Source organism: Mycobacterium sp., assembly GCF_004298145.1.
Classification (GTDB): Bacteria; Actinomycetota; Actinomycetes; order Mycobacteriales; family Mycobacteriaceae; genus Mycobacterium.
In genome coordinates this window covers 171,256-189,797 of record NZ_SCRH01000047.1, presented here as the reverse complement: position 1 = coordinate 189,797, position 18,542 = coordinate 171,256, and the positions used below count along the sequence as shown (strand labels likewise).

The 18,542-nt window shown below is 66.4% G+C and carries 17 protein-coding genes; 10 read left to right on the top strand and 7 right to left on the bottom strand.

The genetic code is table 11. The features are described from left to right. Positions 1-60: 60 nt before the first annotated feature. Positions 61-792: an alpha/beta hydrolase gene (locus EPN51_RS20660; protein ID WP_293046216.1), complete on the top strand. Its 732-nt coding sequence runs from the start codon at positions 61-63 to the stop codon at positions 790-792. Positions 793-795: 3 nt separating this feature from the next. Here EPN51_RS20660 and EPN51_RS20655 read toward each other — a convergent pair whose 3' ends face one another. Then, positions 796-1,350 carry a TetR/AcrR family transcriptional regulator gene (locus EPN51_RS20655; protein ID WP_293046214.1) on the bottom strand — a complete coding sequence of 185 codons (555 nt, stop codon included), beginning with the start codon at positions 1,348-1,350 and terminating at the stop codon, positions 796-798. An 83-nt stretch (positions 1,351-1,433) separates the two neighbouring features. Between EPN51_RS20655 and EPN51_RS20650 the strand changes: the two genes are divergently transcribed. Beyond that, complete coding sequence (locus tag EPN51_RS20650; protein ID WP_293046211.1) at positions 1,434-2,477, top strand: spirocyclase AveC family protein; 1,044 nt, start codon at positions 1,434-1,436, stop codon at positions 2,475-2,477. A gap of 5 nt (positions 2,478-2,482) precedes the next feature. Here the strand turns inward: EPN51_RS20650 and EPN51_RS20645 are convergent, their stop codons facing one another. From EPN51_RS20645 to EPN51_RS20620, 6 genes are all read right to left on the bottom strand, one after another. Next, entirely contained in the window at positions 2,483-3,214 is a 732-nt protein-coding gene (locus EPN51_RS20645; RefSeq protein ID WP_293046208.1) for an alpha/beta hydrolase, read from the bottom strand. Between the two features lie 20 nt (positions 3,215-3,234). Then, positions 3,235-3,996 (bottom strand): enoyl-CoA hydratase-related protein, encoded by a 762-nt coding sequence (locus EPN51_RS20640; RefSeq protein WP_293046205.1) that lies wholly within the window; start codon positions 3,994-3,996, stop codon positions 3,235-3,237. Then, positions 3,993-4,607 carry a hypothetical protein gene (locus EPN51_RS20635; RefSeq protein ID WP_293046203.1) on the bottom strand — a complete coding sequence of 205 codons (615 nt, stop codon included), beginning with the start codon at positions 4,605-4,607 and terminating at the stop codon, positions 3,993-3,995. Before EPN51_RS20635 ends, EPN51_RS20640 begins: the two co-directional genes overlap by 4 nt. Beyond that, positions 4,604-5,656 (bottom strand): acyl-CoA dehydrogenase family protein, encoded by a 1,053-nt coding sequence (locus EPN51_RS20630; protein ID WP_293046200.1) that lies wholly within the window; start codon positions 5,654-5,656, stop codon positions 4,604-4,606. Before EPN51_RS20630 ends, EPN51_RS20635 begins: the two co-directional genes overlap by 4 nt. 66 nt (positions 5,657-5,722) lie before the next feature. After that, positions 5,723-6,478 (bottom strand): FCD domain-containing protein, encoded by a 756-nt coding sequence (locus tag EPN51_RS20625; RefSeq protein ID WP_293046197.1) that lies wholly within the window; start codon positions 6,476-6,478, stop codon positions 5,723-5,725. A gap of 33 nt (positions 6,479-6,511) precedes the next feature. After that, a complete protein-coding gene (locus EPN51_RS20620; RefSeq protein ID WP_366509465.1) occupies positions 6,512-8,176 on the bottom strand; it encodes a pyruvate, phosphate dikinase in 1,665 nt (554 codons plus the stop codon). 91 nt (positions 8,177-8,267) lie between these two features. Here EPN51_RS20620 and EPN51_RS20615 point away from each other — a divergent pair, with 91 nt between their 5' ends. From EPN51_RS20615 to EPN51_RS20580, 8 genes are all read left to right on the top strand, one after another. Further along, positions 8,268-9,419: an acyl-CoA dehydrogenase family protein gene (locus EPN51_RS20615; protein WP_293046381.1), complete on the top strand. Its 1,152-nt coding sequence runs from the start codon at positions 8,268-8,270 to the stop codon at positions 9,417-9,419. Positions 9,420-9,425: 6 nt separating this feature from the next. Continuing rightward, complete coding sequence (locus EPN51_RS20610) at positions 9,426-10,256, top strand: amidohydrolase family protein (protein WP_293046194.1); 831 nt, start codon at positions 9,426-9,428, stop codon at positions 10,254-10,256. Between the two features lie 129 nt (positions 10,257-10,385). Then, positions 10,386-11,915, top strand: a complete 1,530-nt coding sequence (locus tag EPN51_RS20605) for a carboxyl transferase domain-containing protein (RefSeq protein WP_293046379.1) — start codon at positions 10,386-10,388, stop codon at positions 11,913-11,915. A gap of 29 nt (positions 11,916-11,944) precedes the next feature. After that, positions 11,945-13,921, top strand: a complete 1,977-nt coding sequence (locus EPN51_RS20600; RefSeq protein WP_293046191.1) for a biotin carboxylase N-terminal domain-containing protein — start codon at positions 11,945-11,947, stop codon at positions 13,919-13,921. Beyond that, positions 13,918-15,699 (top strand): acyclic terpene utilization AtuA family protein, encoded by a 1,782-nt coding sequence (locus EPN51_RS20595; protein WP_293046188.1) that lies wholly within the window; start codon positions 13,918-13,920, stop codon positions 15,697-15,699. Before EPN51_RS20600 ends, EPN51_RS20595 begins: the two co-directional genes overlap by 4 nt. Position 15,700: 1 nt before the next feature. Further along, on the top strand, positions 15,701-16,873 hold the full coding sequence (locus EPN51_RS20590) for an acyl-CoA dehydrogenase family protein (protein ID WP_293046185.1): 1,173 nt from the start codon (positions 15,701-15,703) through the stop codon (positions 16,871-16,873). A gap of 1 nt (position 16,874) precedes the next feature. Further along, positions 16,875-17,765, top strand: a complete 891-nt coding sequence (locus tag EPN51_RS20585; protein ID WP_293046183.1) for an enoyl-CoA hydratase/isomerase family protein — start codon at positions 16,875-16,877, stop codon at positions 17,763-17,765. After that, on the top strand, positions 17,762-18,538 hold the full coding sequence (locus EPN51_RS20580) for an SDR family oxidoreductase (protein WP_293046180.1): 777 nt from the start codon (positions 17,762-17,764) through the stop codon (positions 18,536-18,538). Before EPN51_RS20585 ends, EPN51_RS20580 begins: the two co-directional genes overlap by 4 nt. Positions 18,539-18,542: the final 4 nt, after the last annotated feature.

The window sequence follows — 18,542 nt, the reverse complement described above, 5'->3', positions numbered from 1 at the left end:
TATGTCGAGGGCGAGCACAGTTTGGCCGTGCAGCACTACGGTCCCGGTCTTGGGCATCCCGTGCTGCTGGTGCACGGCGGCGGCTGGAACCACCGGAATTGGGATCGCGTTGTGCCGGCCCTGCTGTCAGCCGGCCACGAGGTCGTCACCTTCGACCAACGCGCGTGTGGCGACTCCGATCCCGATTTCCGCGACGTTTCGATCGCCCACCTCGGAGGCGACGTCATCTCGGTCGCCGACGCGTGTGGACTCGACCGCTTCGCTCTGGTGGGCTGGTCGCTTGGCGGTGCCGTGGCGATCGACGCGGCCGCACGCCTTGGCGATAGGTTGACGCGGCTGGTCATCACCGGCGGCGCGACGCCGCGGATGGTGCAGGACAGCGACTGGCCGGTTGGCTTTCCCGAGGGGATGGCCGAATCCGTTCTGCAGGCTATCAACGACGACCGCATCGGCTTCTACTGGCAAATGGCGGAGTCGTTGTTTCATCAAGCGGTGAGTCCGCATGTCGTGCAATGGGCTTGGCAACAGTGGATGCAGTCCGGCGTGGCATCGGCTGTCTCGTACGCAAATTTGTTCGAGATCGACCAGCGAGCCCAAATGGCCGCGCTCACGGTGCCGACGCTCCTGATCCACGGCCGCCATGACACTTTTGTGCCCTATGAAATCTCAAGCTGCGCAGCACAACTACTCACCAACGGCAAGCTGATGACCTTCGAACAGAGTGGGCACGCCCCGTTTCTGGAAGAGGGAGCGTCCTACGTGGGCGCATTGCTCGAGTTCCTGGCCGCTTAGTCCCTACTGCTGAAAAATATCGGCTTGGCTGGCAGCAAGTATCAACCGGCTAAGCCTCTCGAAGAGCACTTTGACTTGCCGACGGCTCGCACCGCGCATCTGAGCCCCGATCAACGTGTTCAACGCAAGGTCGGCATAAAAACTTGAGGCGGTCGCCGAGATGTTGCGCCGCTCAAAGGCGAGCCGAAGACCGTCGTGACGCACCCGATCGACACGCTTCTGGGCGCTGGCCACTCGGGCATCAGTCGCGCCCCAGGCGCGAATCGCAATCTCGGCGCCGTGCCGCAACGACGACACCATCTCCGTCTCGCGTTTGAGCATCGCGGCCACGTCTTCGATCGCCACCGATTCGTTGATGAGCTCATGGCTGTAATGCAGTTCCCAGAACGCCAGCAAGCCGTCCAGGAACTCGTCAAAGCTGTCGAAATGATGGTAGAAGGCGCCCCTCGTGATGTTCATCCAGTCACAGAGCGCTGACGCCGTCAGCGCGAGAAACCCTTGCTCTTCAAGGATTTCCAAGGCGGCCTCGTAATAGTCGTCGCGTCCCCGTCGCGCCATCGGACCGCCTTCGATCGAAAATACCGTTGACCCCAAACTGTACACGTGTGTACAGTTTGGCCATTGGACCGTAGGAGGCGCGCATGGCCACCACCCTGCGCCCGCGGCAACCGGCCGAAGGACTTGCCGCCAAACGACCCCGGCCGATTGTATGGTTCGCGGCCCTCGGCGGACTGATACTCGCGGTTGAGGTTTGGGTCTTTGCGCGGTGGATCATCTCGGACGATTTCCGGCGCGCCGACGTGGGCAGCGATCCGGTCCCGACCCACACCCTCCTCGGGGTTCGTGTCATGGAAGTCGGGGGCGTCGCGCTCGCCCTCTTCATGGCTTGGCGGGCCTGGCGGACATCGCGGCGCGAGGGGCGGCCCTCCACGCAAGCGGTGCTCATCGTCGCCTTCGCGACGCTGTGGTGGCAAGATCCCGGGATCGGTTGGGGCCGGCCGGGTTTTTTCTACAACGCGTACTTCGTCAACATGAGCAGTTGGACGGGATATCTTCCGGGAGCCATCAACCCCACTGCCTCGAGGCTGCCGGAACCGCTGCTGTGCATGGGTGCCGCGTACATCTACGGCATCATGCTGGCGGGTTTGTTCGTGGCAGGCTCGATGCGCCGAACCAGGCGGCGTTTTCCCGGTATCTCGGTCGCAGGCCTGGTTGCCGTGGGGGTGGTCGCGGCGATACTTCTCGATCTTCTCGTGGAGTTGGTTTTCATTCGGGTCGGGCTCTACGCCTATCCGGCGGCCGTCCACGCGTTCTCGGTGTGGGGCGGAACCCGCTGGCAGTTCCCGGTTTACGAGTCGATCTTCTGGGGGCCGGTCTGGGCGGTGGCGGGCATCCTCTACTACTTCCGCGACGACAAAGGGCATACCTTCATCGAGCAGGGCGTCGAGAGGCTGCAAAGCCGGACGTGGCAGGGCGTAGTACGAGTGCTGGCTGTCGTGGCGCTCATGAACATCGTTTACGGCGTGTACAACGTCCTGATGATCTGGACGACGTTCCAGGCTGACCCCATGCCGGCCGGCATTCCGAGCTGGCTGATTGCCGGTCAGTGCGGGCCGGGCACGCATTACGCGTGCCCCTCACCGTACCTCCCAATTCCGTTGACGCACTCGGGGCCCAACCAATAGCCACATCACCGGTCTACCAAGCCCACAATCACATTCGCCAGCTCCCTGGGATGGGTGAACATCACTTCGTGGCCGGCGTCGATCGTGACGAGCTTGTCGACACCGCCCACGTTACGAATGAAACCGCGTTGCTTGCTCGGAGGTAAAGCCCGGTCCCGTTGGGTGAGCACCCAACTCTTGCGGACCGACCGCGGCCAGCTCGCCGTGACGAGTTCGGTTATCAGCGCCGAGCTTTCCGGCACCAGCCCGGCTTTGATCCGGGTGCGTTGCACGCGGGTCGCGCGGTTGCCGAAGAAATGACGCGTCCACCCCGGCGGAAACTTGTAGAGCACTGGCGAGTTTCTGGCGAAGCGCCCCACCACGGGCTTCATCACCGAGGGCAGTGTGTCCAAGACCGATGCCCCCGTCGGCGGCACGCAACACGCCACGAGAATCACCTCCGCCACCCGCTGGATCCCCAGCCCCTGCACAACCCCGGACAGCAGCACACCGGCCAGTGAATGCCCCACCAGGACAACGGTCTCGCCGTCGGTGCGCTCTATGATCTGCTTCGTCACCGAATGCACACAGTCTTCGATCGTGAGTGACGCCAAATCTCCGGGGCCATCGGATCGACCGGGTAGGTCGACACTGATGGCGGCGACGTCGGGAAGAAGGACACGAAGAGCGTCAACCGTTTCGGCCCAGCAGCGACCGTCGTGCAAACCTCCGTGGATAAATGCGATGGTTGGGGCCACGGCGCAACGGTATCAGCGCTTCAGCGCGCCCAGTTGGGACTGCGCTTCTCCGCGAACGCGGCCAGGCCCTCGCGGCCTTCCTCAGATGCGAAGTAATGAGCCGACAGCCGTTCGAGCTCGGCAAGCTCCGCCCGCAACTCGGCGATGGCGGCCTCGCTTCGGGTCAGCTGTTTGGTGGCCGCCAGCGCGCCCGGCGCCGCAAGTCCGAACGCGTCTGTTACACGGCGCAATTCATCGCCGAGTTCATCGGGCTCGACGACCAGATCGACCAACCCCGCCCGTTGTGCCCACTGGGCGCTGACCGGCAAGCCGGTGAGGAAGAGCTGATGCAGCGCCGCGGCGCTCATTCTCGGTGCCATCACGGCCGATATCACCGCGGGCACCACACCGATCCGAACCTCGGTGCACGCGAAGCTGATTGCACTACTCGCGATGACGATGTCACACGCGGCAACCAGGCCCAGCCCCCCGGCACGGGCCACGCCACCGAGTGCGGCGATGACGGGTTTGGGTGAGCCCCAGATCTCGGCCAGGATTTGCGGCACCGTCGGCGTTTCGGGGGCCGGTGGCCCGCTGCGGGCCTCCTTCAGGTCGGCGCCCGAACAGAACACGGTTCCGGTGTGGCCCAACACAATACTGCGGACGTCGCCGTCCGCCATGGCCTCGCGCAGCGCCGTGTACAACTCGGAGCGCAGCCGTGCCGATAGCGCGTTTCGGTTCGCCGGCGAGTCCAACAGCAATCGGGCGACGCCGCCCTGCCGTTCAACCTGAACGACGCTCACGCGCCGCGCCCCGCCGCGGCTTCACCGGCCCGGGTCAACCCGGCCAATCCGATGAGGTCTTCGTGGAGTTCGAACCACACGGTGTGGTAGCTGTCCAGGATCGGCCGCGCGACGTAGGTGTGGTCGCCCGCGGCCACCGCGTCGGCGGCGCGCTGCAAGCGGTTCTTGTAATGAGCCAGCCGTGGGGCCACTTCGGCGATCTGGTCGGCGAGCGGAATAACGTTCTTGTGCAACGCAAGCAAGCGATCGATCACGCCGCGGTCGTAGTCTTCGTCGGTGTGGTCGTTCGGCTGATCGGGCCCGCGCGTCTGCCAGTCGGTGACGACGGCCTTGAGTTCGTCATTGTGCTCGCAGAAGGTCTCATAGATCTGCGTCACCGCCGATTGATCGGCGGCCCGGTGTTCGGCGGCGACGAGTTCGGCGCACCGCGCGCGACCGGCCGGTGCGATGCGGAAGCCCATCGGCGTGGACTTGATCAGCTCGGACTCGACGAATCCGTCCAGCGCCTGCTGCACGGCCGCGGGCTCGGCGTCGAGGCTGCCGGCCACCGCGTCGGCGGACACCCGGCCCTTGATCGCGACGATGCGCAGCACGGTCAGTTCGCCGATCACCGCTGTCCCCCCTCAGCGGTGTTCAGGCCGGCCGACGCGGCAATCGCACCGCGGTGGACCGCCGACGGACCCAGCAGCGTGGCATTGACCCGCGCGCGGCGCAGGTATCGATGGGCCTGATGTTCCCACGTGAATCCGATGCCACCGTGGATCTGAATGCACGCTTCGGTGGCCGCCAGCGCGGCGCGGGTGGCGACGGTGAACGCCAACTCGGCATCGACCGACGTCCCGCTGTGCACGGCTTGATCGACGACCGCATCCGCAAGCTCCACGTCGAGCAACACCTCGGCGCAACGATGCTTGATCGCCTGGAACGAGCCGACCGGTGAGCCAAACTGACTCCGGGTCTTCGCGTATTCCACCGCCAAGTCCAACGATGCGCGCGCCACCCCGACTTGCTCGGCACCGACCGCCAGCAGCCCGCGCCGGTAGGCCTCACCGAAAGCTCTTGCGGCGGAGGCATTGTCGGCCAGTAGTCGGGCAGGAACGTCGGACAACGTCAGCTCAACCAGCCCGCGCGAAGCGTCGAGTTGATCCGCCGGCGTGACGTAAAGATGCTCACCGGCCACCGCGAACAGCACCGCGTTCCCGTCGATGGAAGCTACCGTCAACATCGAATCCGGCTGGGCCGGCGTCGACAAGCCCCAAACGGTCCCGTTGAGCAACCAGCCGCCGTCGGACGCGACGGCCGTGACCGGGGCCCGCGAGCGCTGCGAACCCGCCCACGACGCATTGGAATCCGCGAGCGCAACGCCGCAGCGGGTGTCACCGGCCATCACGCCGGCCAGACTCTCGGCCGCCGCCTTTGTCTCGGCGTGAATCAACAGGGTGGTGGCGAGCACGGCGGTCGGCAGAAAGCTGGACGGGGACAGCGCGCGACCCAGTTCCGTGCCGACCAGGGCCATCTCCTGATCACCCATGCCGAGCCCGCCGAGATCGGAATCGACGAGCAACCCGACGAGGCCCAGCTCATCAACCACATCGCCGCTGCCCGCACTCAACGCCCGACGGGTGGTTGTCCTCAGATCTTCAAGCAGCTCGGCGCTCACGTCACTCTCCTTCAGCACGGCCGAAGAATAGTATAACCAGGTTACATAGAATAGTTTCCCCGCGGGTCAGCCGATCAGGTCAAGCAGTTCTCGCTGTCCCTGGTTGTCGAGCATCTTCTCGGTGGTCTCCTCCAGGTGCCGGCGCCACAACAGTTCGGCGTCGGCAGCCTTGCCGTCCTCGACCAGGCGAACCAACTTGCGGTGCACGCGATGCGCCAACTCGGCCGCAGCGCGCTTTTCCGCGTCATCGGTCGCGTGCTTCCACACCGCCTCGGTGTGGGCCGTCGTGATCTCAGCCATGATGTGCGCGAACAGGGCCAGTGTGTTGCTGCCGGAGAGTTCCACTACCAACGTATGAAATTCGGCGTGCGTCTTCCCCCACCGGCGCGGGTCGTTGATGGCGCCGGCTTCCTGCTCCAGCGCCTCGCGTAGCCGCTGCACCGTCAGCGGGGTGACGTTCTCGGCGAGCAGCCGTACCGCCGGCGGCTCGATGATGGCACGCGCCCGGAACACATCGAAAACCGTTGTGTGCCCGTACTGCAACAGTCCGCCAGCCTGGCGCGCCACCGGGTCTGGCCGCGGCGCGTTCACACGGGCGCCACCCTTGCTGCCGCGCCGGATGGTCAATAGCGATTCGGACTGCAGGATGCGGATAGCTTCGCGCAACACGGGGCGCGACACGCCATATTGGGTGAGGAGCTGGCCCTCGTTCGGCAGAAAATCGCCATCGCGGAACTCACCGAGGATGATCTTGCGGCGGATGTTGTCAGCCACAAGCTGGCCCGCGGTGGGGTGCGATATGGCCTCACTGTCGGGGTACACGAATTTATTGTTGCATCTAAATAGGAATCCAGGTTAGCGAAAGCCGCCACCGGCGTTGCGCTGCCGTTCCAAAATCATAAGCAAGACCGGCAGGGGATGTTCCGCGGTCACGGCCGAGGCGCCCACACCGACGGCCTGAAAAACGGCTGCGGGATCCCGATGGTCGACCCGCGGTAGGTCGGGGCTCGGTTCGGGCACCACTTCCACGGGGCTGCGCTCACGTGCCCACGCGAGCAGGGCGGCCATGTCCGCATCGGCGCTTTCAGATGGCTGGGTCAGCGGCAGCAGCCCCGCGTAGACGTTGCCGGTACCGCCGTCGACGGTGACTTCGGTTCCGGCCAATCCGCGCAGGCTACCCAGCCCGCACCCGACGACGCACGGGGTGTGCAATTCCCTGCTCACCACCGCGGCGTGGGAGGTGGACCCACCCTGTTCGGTGATCACCGCCTGCGCGGCGATCATGCCGCTCACATCATCGGGACTGGTGGTTTCGCGGGCGAGCACAACGTTCTCGTCCTCATCCGCCGCGTCCTCGGCGGCGTCGCTGTCGCCGACCACGCGGCCCGCGCCCACGCCGGGACAGGCGGGCAGTCCGGAGGCGACCACGGTCGCCTCGGCCAGCGCCGCGGGCTCGATGACAGGGGTGAGCAGCACGTCGATCTGGGTCGGGCTGACTCGCGCCAGGGCCTCCTCGACGGTGATGAGGGCCTCGCGCTGCAAGGCAACGGCGATGGCCACCGCGGCCTTCGCCGACCTTTTCGCCGCACGCGTCTGCAGCAGGTAGAGCTTGCCCGCCTCGACGGTGAACTCGATGTCCTGGACATCGGCGCCGTCCACCTCGAGCCAGGACGCCGCCTCCAGCAGCTGACGATGGATGTCGGGGTGCTGCTCGGCGAGCGCGGTCAGTGGCAGCGGGTCGAATTTCCCGCTGACGACATCCTCGCCCTGCCCGCGAGGCAGCCACTCACCGTAGGGTTGGGCCTCGCCGGTGAGAGGATTCCGGCTGAACAAAACCCCGGTGCCCGAGCGCTCATCGAGATTGCCGAACACCATGGCCTGCACCGTGACTGCCGTGCCGGCCATCTTTCCCTCGAGCTTGTGGTGGCGCCGATAGGACACGGCACGCTCGGAGTTCCACGAATCGAATACCGCGGTGACCGCCGCACGCAGCTGGCCGTACGGATCGGTAGGAATACGGTCCCCGGTCAGCCCGACCACCTGACCGAACAGCTCCCGGAACCGCCGATGCGTGTCCCGGGCGAACTCGGCGCCGCACTTTTCGGCGAGAATTCGCTCGACCTCGTCGTTGATGCCGAGGTTCAACACCGTGTCCATCATGCCCGGCATGCTCGCCGGCGCACCGCTGCGCACCGAGAGCAGCAGGGGCACCGGGCCGCGCCCGAAGGTGTGCCCCGATTCGGACTCCAGCCAGGAAATGCCCTCGCGGATCTGCGGCCACAGCCGGGCCATCAGGTCGTCCGGCGCTTCGAAGTACTGCCTGCACGCGTCGACGGTCGCGGTAAAAGCCGGAGGGGTAGGCAATCCCGCGGCCCGGATCTTCGACAACCCGTGCGCCTTCCCACCCACCTGCATGCGCGGGTAGACGTGGCTGCCGTCCAGGCGAACGACGAGCTGCCCGTCCGCGAGCAGGCTGGGCGCGCCCGCCTTGGCTCTGACAGCAGATGACGGAGATGTCACCGAACACTCCTCCCAACTGATGATGGCCTAACATATAACCAGGTTAGTATTTAACGTACCAAGCCGAGCGTGACAGACAGTAGAGAGCGTGATGGAGCCCCAGCCCGATTCGGTTGACACTTTCCTCAAAGAGGCGAAGGAATTCCTCGACACCCACGCCGTGTACCGGCCCGATGGCTTTCCGGACGCGATGTTCGCCCAGTTTCGGGAGATCGCGGACCCCGAGGCGTGGCGCGCCAGCTGCGTCACCTGGCAGCGGCTGCTCTTTGACCGCGGCTTCGCGGGCCTGACCTGGCCGCGGGAGGTCGGCGGGCGTGAGTTGCCGTCGGCGTACGCTCTGGCCTGGGCCGACCTGGAATCGGAGTACGACCTCCCGCGCGGCTGCTTCGGCGTCACGCTGGAAATGATCGGACCGACCCTGCTTTCGGTCGGCACCCCGGAGCAAAAGCGGCACTGCGAGGCGATCCTTCGCGGCGACGAAATCTGGTGTCAGTTGTTCAGCGAGCCCGGCGCCGGCAGCGATTTGGCCGGGGTCGCCACCCGAGCGCTCCGTACCGACGACGGATGGCGAGTGACCGGCCAGAAGGTGTGGACCTCGGAGGCCCGGCACGCGCAGTACGGCTACCTGTTGGCCCGAACCGATCCCACGCAGGCGCGCCACCGCGGCCTTACGGCCTTCGTCGTGGACATGTCGAGCCCGGGCATCGAGGTCCGGTCGCTTAAGCAGATGACCGGCGGCTCGTCGTTCTCCGAGGTGTTCTTCGACGATGTCGAACTGCCCGCCGACGCTGTGCTCGGCGAGGTCGGCGGCGGTTGGTCGGTCGCGATGACCACCCTCGGCTTCGAACGCTTCTCCAGTTTCGGGCGGTCGCTGGGCCGATTGGTGCGCCAGGCCGGCGGCCTCGGCTGGCCCGACGGCGCGGCCCGCGAAACCTTCATCGACGCCGTCATCGATCAACGTGCCCTGGCTGCGTTCGAAACCGGCATGCATCGGCGCATCCTCGCCGGCGAATCGCCCGGGCCGGAGGCCGCGCTGGCCAAGCTCGCCACCGGCGGCGTCGTCAGCACGCTGGCCGATGCCCTCGCCGACCGGTTGGGCGGCCGGCTCTCGCAGCGGGACTCGGGCCTGGACGACTGGCGCCTGGTCCTGTTGTCCGCACCGGCCTTCCATATCGCCGGCGGGACCGATGAAATTGTCAAGACGATGATCGCCGAGCGGGTGCTCGGCCTGCCGAGAGGTTGAAACCCCATGAGCCGCGTCCCCATCATCGACGCCTGGGTGCAACCCTGGCCGGCCGACGCCGTGGCCAAGATGCCACAGCGGAATTTCACCCTGGCCGACCGAATGGAGCATGGGGCGCGGATGCGCAGCGGCATCCCCCTCGAGACGATGATCGAGGAGATGGACGCGGCCGGCATCGACAAGGCCCTGTGTTCGGCCGGACCACTCATTCCCAACGAGGCCGTCGTCGACGCGGTGCGGCGCTACTCGGACCGGCTGATCGGTGTGGCCAGCGTCAACCCGTGGTCCCCCGACGGCGTGATGTCCGCCGTCCACACGCTGCGCGCGCTGGTCGGCGAATACGGCTTCAAGGGCCTCAAACTGGAGCCGTTCATCCTCGACAAGATTCCTACGGAAGCGCAGTGGTACCCGCTCTACGCGGCCTGCTCCGATCTCGACATCACCGTGCAGATTCAGACGGGTGGCACCGGGCCGTCCACCTACACCTCGGAAACCGGGCGCCCCGGACACATCGACCGGATTGCCATCGATTTTCCCGAACTGCGGCTCATCGCCGGCCACATCGGCTGGCCGTGGACCGACGAAATGATCGCCGTCGCCGCCAAGCACCCCAACGTCTGGATCGACACCAGCGCGCATCTGCCCAAGTATTACCCGCCGCAGTTCGTCCATTTCCTGCGCACCTACGGCAAGCGGAAATGCATCTGGGCAAGCGACTGGCCGATATTGACGTTCGAGGCGGCGATGACCGGATTGGTGGAGCTGGAGCTCAAGCCCGAGGTCGAGCAGCTGTTCATGCATGACAACGCGGTCGAGGCGTTTGCACTCAAACCCTGAATCCCGGCGCGGCTTGCCAAAGCGGTCGCACCTTTTGTATAACCAGGTTAATAGTTTGGAGGTGCTGTGCCGGTTCTGGACACCGAAGTCGCATCGTCCGGGGAGCCGTATCAGCGGGCGCGCCAGCGGATGGAGTCGTTGCTGGCCGAGATCCAGGGGTTGCAAGATGAGGTCGCGCAGGGCGGCTCCCCCGCTTCCGTGCAGCGGCACCGCGACCGCGGAAAGCTCCCCGTCCGTGAGCGATTGGCGCTGCTGTGTGACCGGCACGGCTTCCTGCTCGAACTCTCCCCGCTGGCGGGCTGGGGAACCACCGATCCGCTGGGCGGTGGCCTGGTCACCGCCATCGCCGAGGTGTGCGGTCGCGCGGTCGTCGTCATCGCCAACGACCCGACCATCCGCGGCGGCTCGCTGTCGCCGACCTCGATCACCCGGACCCTGCGCGCGATGGACATCGCCGAGACCAACCGTCTGCCGGTCGTGACCCTGGTCGAATCCGGTGGTGCCGACCTGGACAAGCAGGCCGACATCTTCGTTCCCGGCGGGGAACAGTTCCGTCGCCTAACCGAGCTTTCGGCGGCCGGAATACCAACTGTGTCACTGGTTTTCGGTTCCTCGACGGCCGGCGGCGCCTACCTGCCGGGGATGAGTGACTACACGGTCTTCGTCAAGGATGGCGGCTACGCATTTCTGGGCGGGCCGCCGCTGGTCAAGATGGCCATCGACGAGGACGTCACCGAGCAGGAGCTTGGTGGTGCCGACATGCACGCCCGGGTGTCGGGTTTGGCCGACTACCTCGCCGCCGACGAGCCCGACGCGATCCGTCAGGCGCGGGCGGTGGTGTCACGCTTCGGCACCGCGCCCCCGGTGCCGGGCGGTCCCGCTCCCCTACACGATCCCGACGAGCTGCTGGGCGTCGTGCCGGACGACCCGAAAACACCTTTCGATATCCGGGAGGTGATCGGTCGGATCGTTGATGGCTCGGTGTTCGACGAGTTCAAACCCCTCTACGGGCCGAACCTGGTGACCGGCTGGGCCCACCTGAACGGCATGCCGATCGGCATCCTGGCGAACAACGGAATTCTGTTCTCCCCCGAGTCGCAGAAGGGCGCGCAGTTCATCTCGTTGTGCAATCAGCTCTCGATGCCAATCCTGTTCATCCAGAACATCACCGGCTTCATGGTCGGCACCGCGGCCGAAAAGGGCGGCATCATCAAGGACGGCGCGAAGCTCATCAATGCCGTTGCCAATTCCCAGGTTCCGCACGTCACCTTGATGGTCGGGGTGAGCTACGGGGCGGGCAACTACGCGATGGCGGGCCGCGCCTACCGCCCCCGCCTGGTCCTGACCTGGCCGAGTCATCGCATCGCGGTCATGGGTGGCCGCCAGCTCGCCGGTGTCATGTCCATCGTGCGGCGGCGCTCGGCCGAATCGAAGAACCGCGAGTTCGACGAGGCCGCCGACGAGAACCAGCGCGCCGAGGACGAGGCCCGCATCGAGTCCGAGTCCACCGCCCTGTACGCGACCGGGCGCGGCTGGGACGACGGGATCATCGATCCCCGACACAGCCGGGCCGCACTCACCGTGGCGTTTGCCATGTCGCGTGACCATCAGCCCGCGCCCGGCCGTCCCCCGGCCGGCTTCGGCGTCTTCCGTTTTTAGCGTGAGACCACAGGACCAGGAGATACGTGGTGCAACGTTTGTTGATCGCCAACCGCGGCGAGGTGGCCAGCAGGGTGGCGCGCGCGGCGCGCGGCCGCGGGATACGCACGGTGGGTCTGTATTCGGAACCCGACGCGATGCTGCCCTACCTCGACGATGTCGACGAATCTGTTGCGCTGCAAGGCGAATCGGCCGCGGACACCTATCTGGACATATCGGCCGTGCTGGACGCCGCGCGCCGCACCAACTGCGACGCTATCCACCCGGGCTATGGATTCCTCGCCGAGAGCGCGCCGTTCGCGGAGGCGGTCGACGCGGCCGGCCTGACATTCGTCGGTCCGCCGCCGGAGTGCGTTGCGGCCATGGGGTCGAAGGTGCGCGCCAAGGAACTCGCCCGCAAAGCGTCCGTTCCTGTGCTGCCCGACGCCGTGATCACGACCGACGCCACCGACGATCTTTTTGACCTCGCCGACCGTGTCGGTTATCCGTTGCTGGTCAAGGCAAGTGCCGGCGGCGGCGGGCGAGGGATCCGTCTGGTCGAATCCGCCGAGGACCTGGAACACGCCGTGACCTCCGCGCAGCGGGAGGCCAGCGCGGCGTTCGGTGACGCCACGGTCTTCCTCGAACGATTCCTGACCGGCCCGCGGCACGTTGAGATTCAGATCTTCGGTGACGCGCATGGCAACGTGCTGCACCTCGGCGATCGCGAATGCTCGGTGCAGCGCCGGCACCAAAAGCTTCTCGAGGAATGCCCGGCGGTATTGGTCGACGCCGGCCTGCGGGCCACCATGGCCGCGGCGGCGGTTCGGCTGGCCGAAGAGATCGGCTACGTCGGCGCAGGCACCTGCGAATTCCTGGTTCAGGGCGACGAATTCTTCTTCCTGGAAATGAACACCCGACTGCAGGTCGAGCACACGGTCACCGAGGAGGTCACCGGGCTCGATCTCGTTGCCCTGCAACTCGACATCGCAGACGGCATGAAGTTGCCGTTGCGCCAATCCAACGTGACATTCACCGGCCACTCGATCCAGGCCCGGGTGTGCGCCGAGGACCCGCACACGGGTTGGCTGCCCAGCATCGGTTGCGTCCATCGCTACTCCCACCCTCACGACAACGGCGTTCGTTACGAGGACGGCATCGCGGCCGGCGTGACGATCAGCCCGTACTACGACTCGATGATCACCAAGGTCATCGCCAACGGCCGTTCCCGCGCCGAGGCGATCAGCACGCTCGATGACGCGTTGGCTGACCTGGTGCTACATGGGCCGGCCACCAACGTGGTTGCGCTGCGGCACATCCTGTCCGATGAGGACTATCGCAGCGGCGACGTGTCGGTGAACTGGCTGGAGCGCCGCACCGACCTGGTGGCCGCCGAGCCGCTACCGCACTACGCCGTCGCGGCGGCCGTCGTCGCCGCCGTCGACGCCGACGTGGACCGCTTCGCCATGCCCACCGCCTGGTCCAATACCCCCAGACCACCCGTCCAGTGGACCGTCATCGACGATCACGGCACCGAATACGGCGTTTCGTACGTGCCGCCCGCGGCGGCCGGCCATTCGTTCCCCTCGTTTCGGGTGGACGACACCGACGTCGCCGTTCGCTGCCTGGCGCATGACAACGGTCGATGGCGCATCGAGGTTGACGGCATCTGCCGGGTGCTCCAGGTCAGCACCGATAGCCCGCTCGAGCACGATGCGGGCGTTCGCGTCTGGGTCAACGGGCCCAACGGGCAGGTCACCCTCCGCCGCGCGCCGCGATTCGCCGAGCCCAACATCGACAGCATCGTGGGTGGCCCCACGTCTCCGATGCCCGGAACCGTCCAATCAGTTCATGTGTCCGAGGGACAGGACGTTTCGGCCGGCGATCGGCTCGTCGTGGTGGAAGCGATGAAGATGGAGCACGTCATCCGCGCCCACGCCGACGCGACGGTGACCCGGGTGCACGTGGAGGCCGGCCAGTCGGTCGCGGCGGGGCGGGTGCTGGTGGAACTCGAGGATCGGCCATGAGCACCCGCCCGGTCCGAATTGCCAACTGCTCCGGCTTCTTCGGCGATCGGGTCAGCGCGGCCGCGCAGCTGCTCGACGGCTGTGAGCCGATCGACGTGTTGACCGGGGACTGGCTCGCCGAGCTGACGATGTCGATCCTGGCCAAGAGCCGCCGACGCGGACGTGCCGGCTACGCCGGCACGTTCATCACCCAGATGGAACACGTGTTGGGTCGGTGCCACGAGCGCGGTGTCAAGGTGGTATCGAACGCCGGCGGTATCGACCCCCGCGGCTGCGCCGATCGGGTGCGCCAGATCGCCGAGCGGTTCGGCATCGACGTCACCCTTGCGGTGGTCGAAGGCGACGACCTGACCGAGCGCATCGACGAATTACGTTCCGCGGGTGAGGCTTTTTACCACCTCGACACCGGCGAGGCCTGGATCGGGGATAGCAAGGAGGTGGTGGCCGCCAACGCGTACCTCGGTGGCCACGGCATCACCTCGGCCCTGCGGGCCGGCGCCGACATGGTGATCACCGGGCGCGTCGCCGACGCCGCGGTGGTGTCGGGCGCCGCCGCGTGGTGGCACGGCTGGACCGCCGACGACTTCGACGCGTTGGCCGGCGCCACCGTCGCGGGCCATGCCATCGAGTGCGGAACACAGGTCACCGGGGGCAATTTCGCGTTCTTCACGGAAGTCGCAGACCTGACCGAACCGGGCTTTCCCATCGCCGAAATCGACAGCGACGGCAGCAGCGTGATCACCAAGGCCGCGGGGACGGGCGGCGCGGTCACCGTTGACACGGTCACCGCCCAACTCCTCTACGAGATCGCCGGCCCGCGCTATCCCGTGCCCGACGTGGTCGCCCGGTTCGACACCACGCAGTTGCGCCAGCTCGGGGACGACCGGATCGAAATCTCCGCAACCGCCGGCGAACCCGCGCCCGCGCAGGCCAAGGCCCTGCTGACCTACCCGGGCGGCTTTCGCAATTCGATGACACTGGTGATCACCGGCATCGACCGGAAAGCCAAGGCCGAGTTGGCCGAGCGGGCCGTCTGGGCCCAAATCGACGGCGGTCGCTCACGGTTCGCCGAATCTGCCGTCGAAGTTGTCGGGGCCAAACTGGATTCCGCGGCACCCGACGATCAGAGCTACCTGAGGATCTCGGTGGCCGACCCCGACTCCGCGGCGGTGGGCCGGGAGTTTTCCTCGGCGGTGGTGGCCACCGCGCTCGCGAGCTTTCCGGGCCTATACCTCACGACGCCGCCGGGATCCGCGGCCGAGTTCTTGGTGGGCTGGCCGACGCTGATCGACGTTTCGCGGCTTCGACCGCGGGTTGAAGTGGGCGGCAACGAGGTTGACATCGCCTCTCCCACACGTACCCGCGCCGTCGCGGTCGACCAACCGCGGAATACCCTGGCCGCCGATGAATGCGATGATGCCGACCTCACCGTCATTGACGTCGGCGGCTATGTGGGAGCCCGCTCCGGGGACAAGGGAGGCAACGCCAACCTGGGGCTGTGGGTGCGCGACGAGCGCCATGCTCCGCTGCTCGACTATCTCACCGCCCCACACCGACTAGCCGCCCTGCTGCCGGAGTTCCGGGGCCACGAGATCCGTGTATATCCGCTGCCGAACCTGCGCGCCGTGAACGTCGTCATCAGCGGCCTGCTGGGCACCGGTGTATCGGCCTCGCTGCGCGAGGACCCCCAAGCCAAAAGCCTCGGCGAGCGCTTTCGCGCGGTCCGCACCGCCGTGCCCGCCGCGCTGCTACCCGAACTCATCGCGACGGAGGCCTGATTTGCAATTCACCAAGGAACACGACATGTTTCGGTCCAGCGTCAGGGAGATGCTGGCCAAAACGGTCGAGCCGCATTACGAAGAGTGGGAGGAGCGCGGGCAATTCCCCGCCCACGAGCTATTCCCGGAATTCGCCAAGCTCGGACTTCTAGGTCTTGAATACGACCCCGAATACGGCGGCGAGGGCGCAGACCACTGGTTCACCGTGATCGCCTGCGAAGAGTTCGGTCGGCTCCCCGGCAACGGAATCCCGATGGCGTACAACGTGCAGGCCAACATGGCCACGCCGTCCCTGCATGCGCACGGCAGCGATCAACTCAAGCGCGAATTCCTCGCGCCGGCGATCGCCGGTGAGCGGATCTGCTCGATCGCGGTGACCGAACCGGACGCCGGCTCCGATGTGGCCGGTATCCGCACGAAGGCCGTGCGCGACGGTGGGGACTGGCTCATCAGCGGCGCCAAGACCTACATCACCAACGGTGTTCAGGGAGACTGGCTTTGCCTGCTGGTGCGCACCTCCGACGAGGGTGGGTACCGGGGCATGAGTCAGATCATCGTTCCGAACGACGCACCGGGACTGACCGTGAGCCGGTCGCTGAAGAAGCTCGGCAACTGGTGCTCGGACACCGCGGAGCTGACCTTCGACCGCGTCCGCGTTCCGGTCAGCAACACCATCGGGGAAGTCGGGCGTGGCTTCCAGCAGCAGATGGAGCAGTTCCAGACCGAGCGAATCTGCGCCGTCTATCAGGCGGTTGGACAAATGGAGACGGCCATCGAGCGCACGGTGGATTACCTGTCCGAGCGTCCTGCGTTCGGCGGCGAGCTCATCGACAACCAGTACTTGCAGTACAACCTCGCCGAACTGGCCTGTGAGGTGGACGCGGTGAAACACTATGCCCACTCCTGCGCCGAGCTGATCGTCGCGGGCGCCGATGTCACTCGCCGCACCAGCAGCGCGAAGTTACTGGCGGGCAAGCTGATTCGCCGAGTGGCCGATACGTGCATGCAGTACCACGGAGGCATGGGGTACATGGCCGAGACGTGGACCTCCCGCTTCTTCCGCGACTCCAGACTGCTGTCCATCGGGGGCGGCGCCGACGAGGTGATGTTGCGGGTGCTGTCCCGCGACGTCGTCACCAAGAACTTCTTCACCGATCCCAAAGGAGGGAACTGACATGACCGCAGCCGAAGCCGGCACGGCCCCACCCGATCAGGCCGACCGGGTGATCCTGACCAAGGACCACGACACCCACATCGCCCGGATCACCATCTGTAATCCGGCCAAGAAGAATGCGATGGCACCCGAGGATTGCGAGCTGATGGGCCGCTACCTGGACGACCTAGCCGAGGACGACGCCATCAAGGTGGTGCTGGTGCGGGGCGAAGGCGGCGTCTTCACCACGGGGGTCGACCTCAACCGTGCCTACGGCTGGTACAACACGCCGGGCGACGATCGTCGCCCCAGCCAACGACGTCGACTGACCGTAGACCGCAAGGGCCAGCGGATGTTCCACGAGTTCATCGGATTCCCCAAGGCGACCATCGTTCAGGTGGAGTCCTACGCGCTCGGGTTGGGGCTGGAGCTGGCGCTGGCCGCGGACCTGGCCGTCGTCTCCCGCCAGGCCAAGATCGGCATGCCGGCCGCGCGCTTCCTCGGGCCTGTGCTGGGCAACGTCGCCCTGTTCATGCACCGGCTGGGACCCGTCATCGCGCGCGACCTCATGCTGACGGGACGCATGGCCACCGGCGCGGAATTCGAATCCGCCAAGCTGTTCACGCGTTTCTGTGACGAAGCAGACGTCGCGGCCGAAACAGAAGCGTTGGCTGCACAAGTCGCGAAGATGCCCGCGGACGGCATCACCATCGCCAAGGAGGCTTACCGCCTCGTCGAGGCCAGCTCGGCGTTGGGCCTGGAGGAAACCACCTCCTACCTCTTCCACAGCTACGGCACGAACCTGCGGTTCGAACCCGACGAGTTCAACTTCGTCAAGGAACGCTCTAAGGGCGGCACCAGCGACGCGTTCCGGAAACGTGACGAGCACTACGGAAAGGGGACGGCGCAATGACGGCGCAGACCTACACCCGGACCCTGCCCGACAAGGTCCTCGTTATCGGCGGCAGCCGAGGAATCGGGCGTTCCACCGTGGTGGAACTGACCGCGGCGGGCAGCCGCTGCGCCATCGGCTACCTGGAAAACGAGACCGCCGCCAAGGAAACGCAGGAATTGGCCGCGGCCACCGGCGGTCCCGAGCCGGTGCTGGTGCGCGGCGATCTCGGTACCGACGCGGCCGGCCTGGTCGCTTCCTCGATCGAACAGCTGGGCGGGCTCGGCGGATTGGTGACCACCGCGGTGCCGATCACCGCCGGACGCACGATGAAGGTGACCCGCGACGAGTACGACCGCGTCTTCGACGTGCAGGTGTGGGGCCTGTGGGAAGCGGTGCGCACCGCCGTGCCGGAACTGGAGAAGGTCGGCGGCTCGGTAGTGGCGGTCAGCAGCCTGGGCGCCAACCACTACGCGCGCTACTACGGAGCGATCGGACCCGCCAAGGCGGCGATGGAAAACCTCGTCCGCTACTTCGGTGCCGAACTCGGCCCGCGCGGCGTGCGGGTTAACGGCATCTCCCCCTCGCTGGTGAACAACCCCGGCCACGGCGGCGAGGACATCATCGCCGGCGTCAAGGACATGCAAGACGCAGTCGCGCAGAAGACTCCGCTGCGCCGGCTCGGTCATCCCGACGAGCTGGCCTCGGTCATCGTCGCTCTGTTGTCCAGCGACTTCCAGTTCGTCACGGGGCTGACCATTCCCGTTGACGGCGGCTACAGCCTGCTCGCCTGAGAAC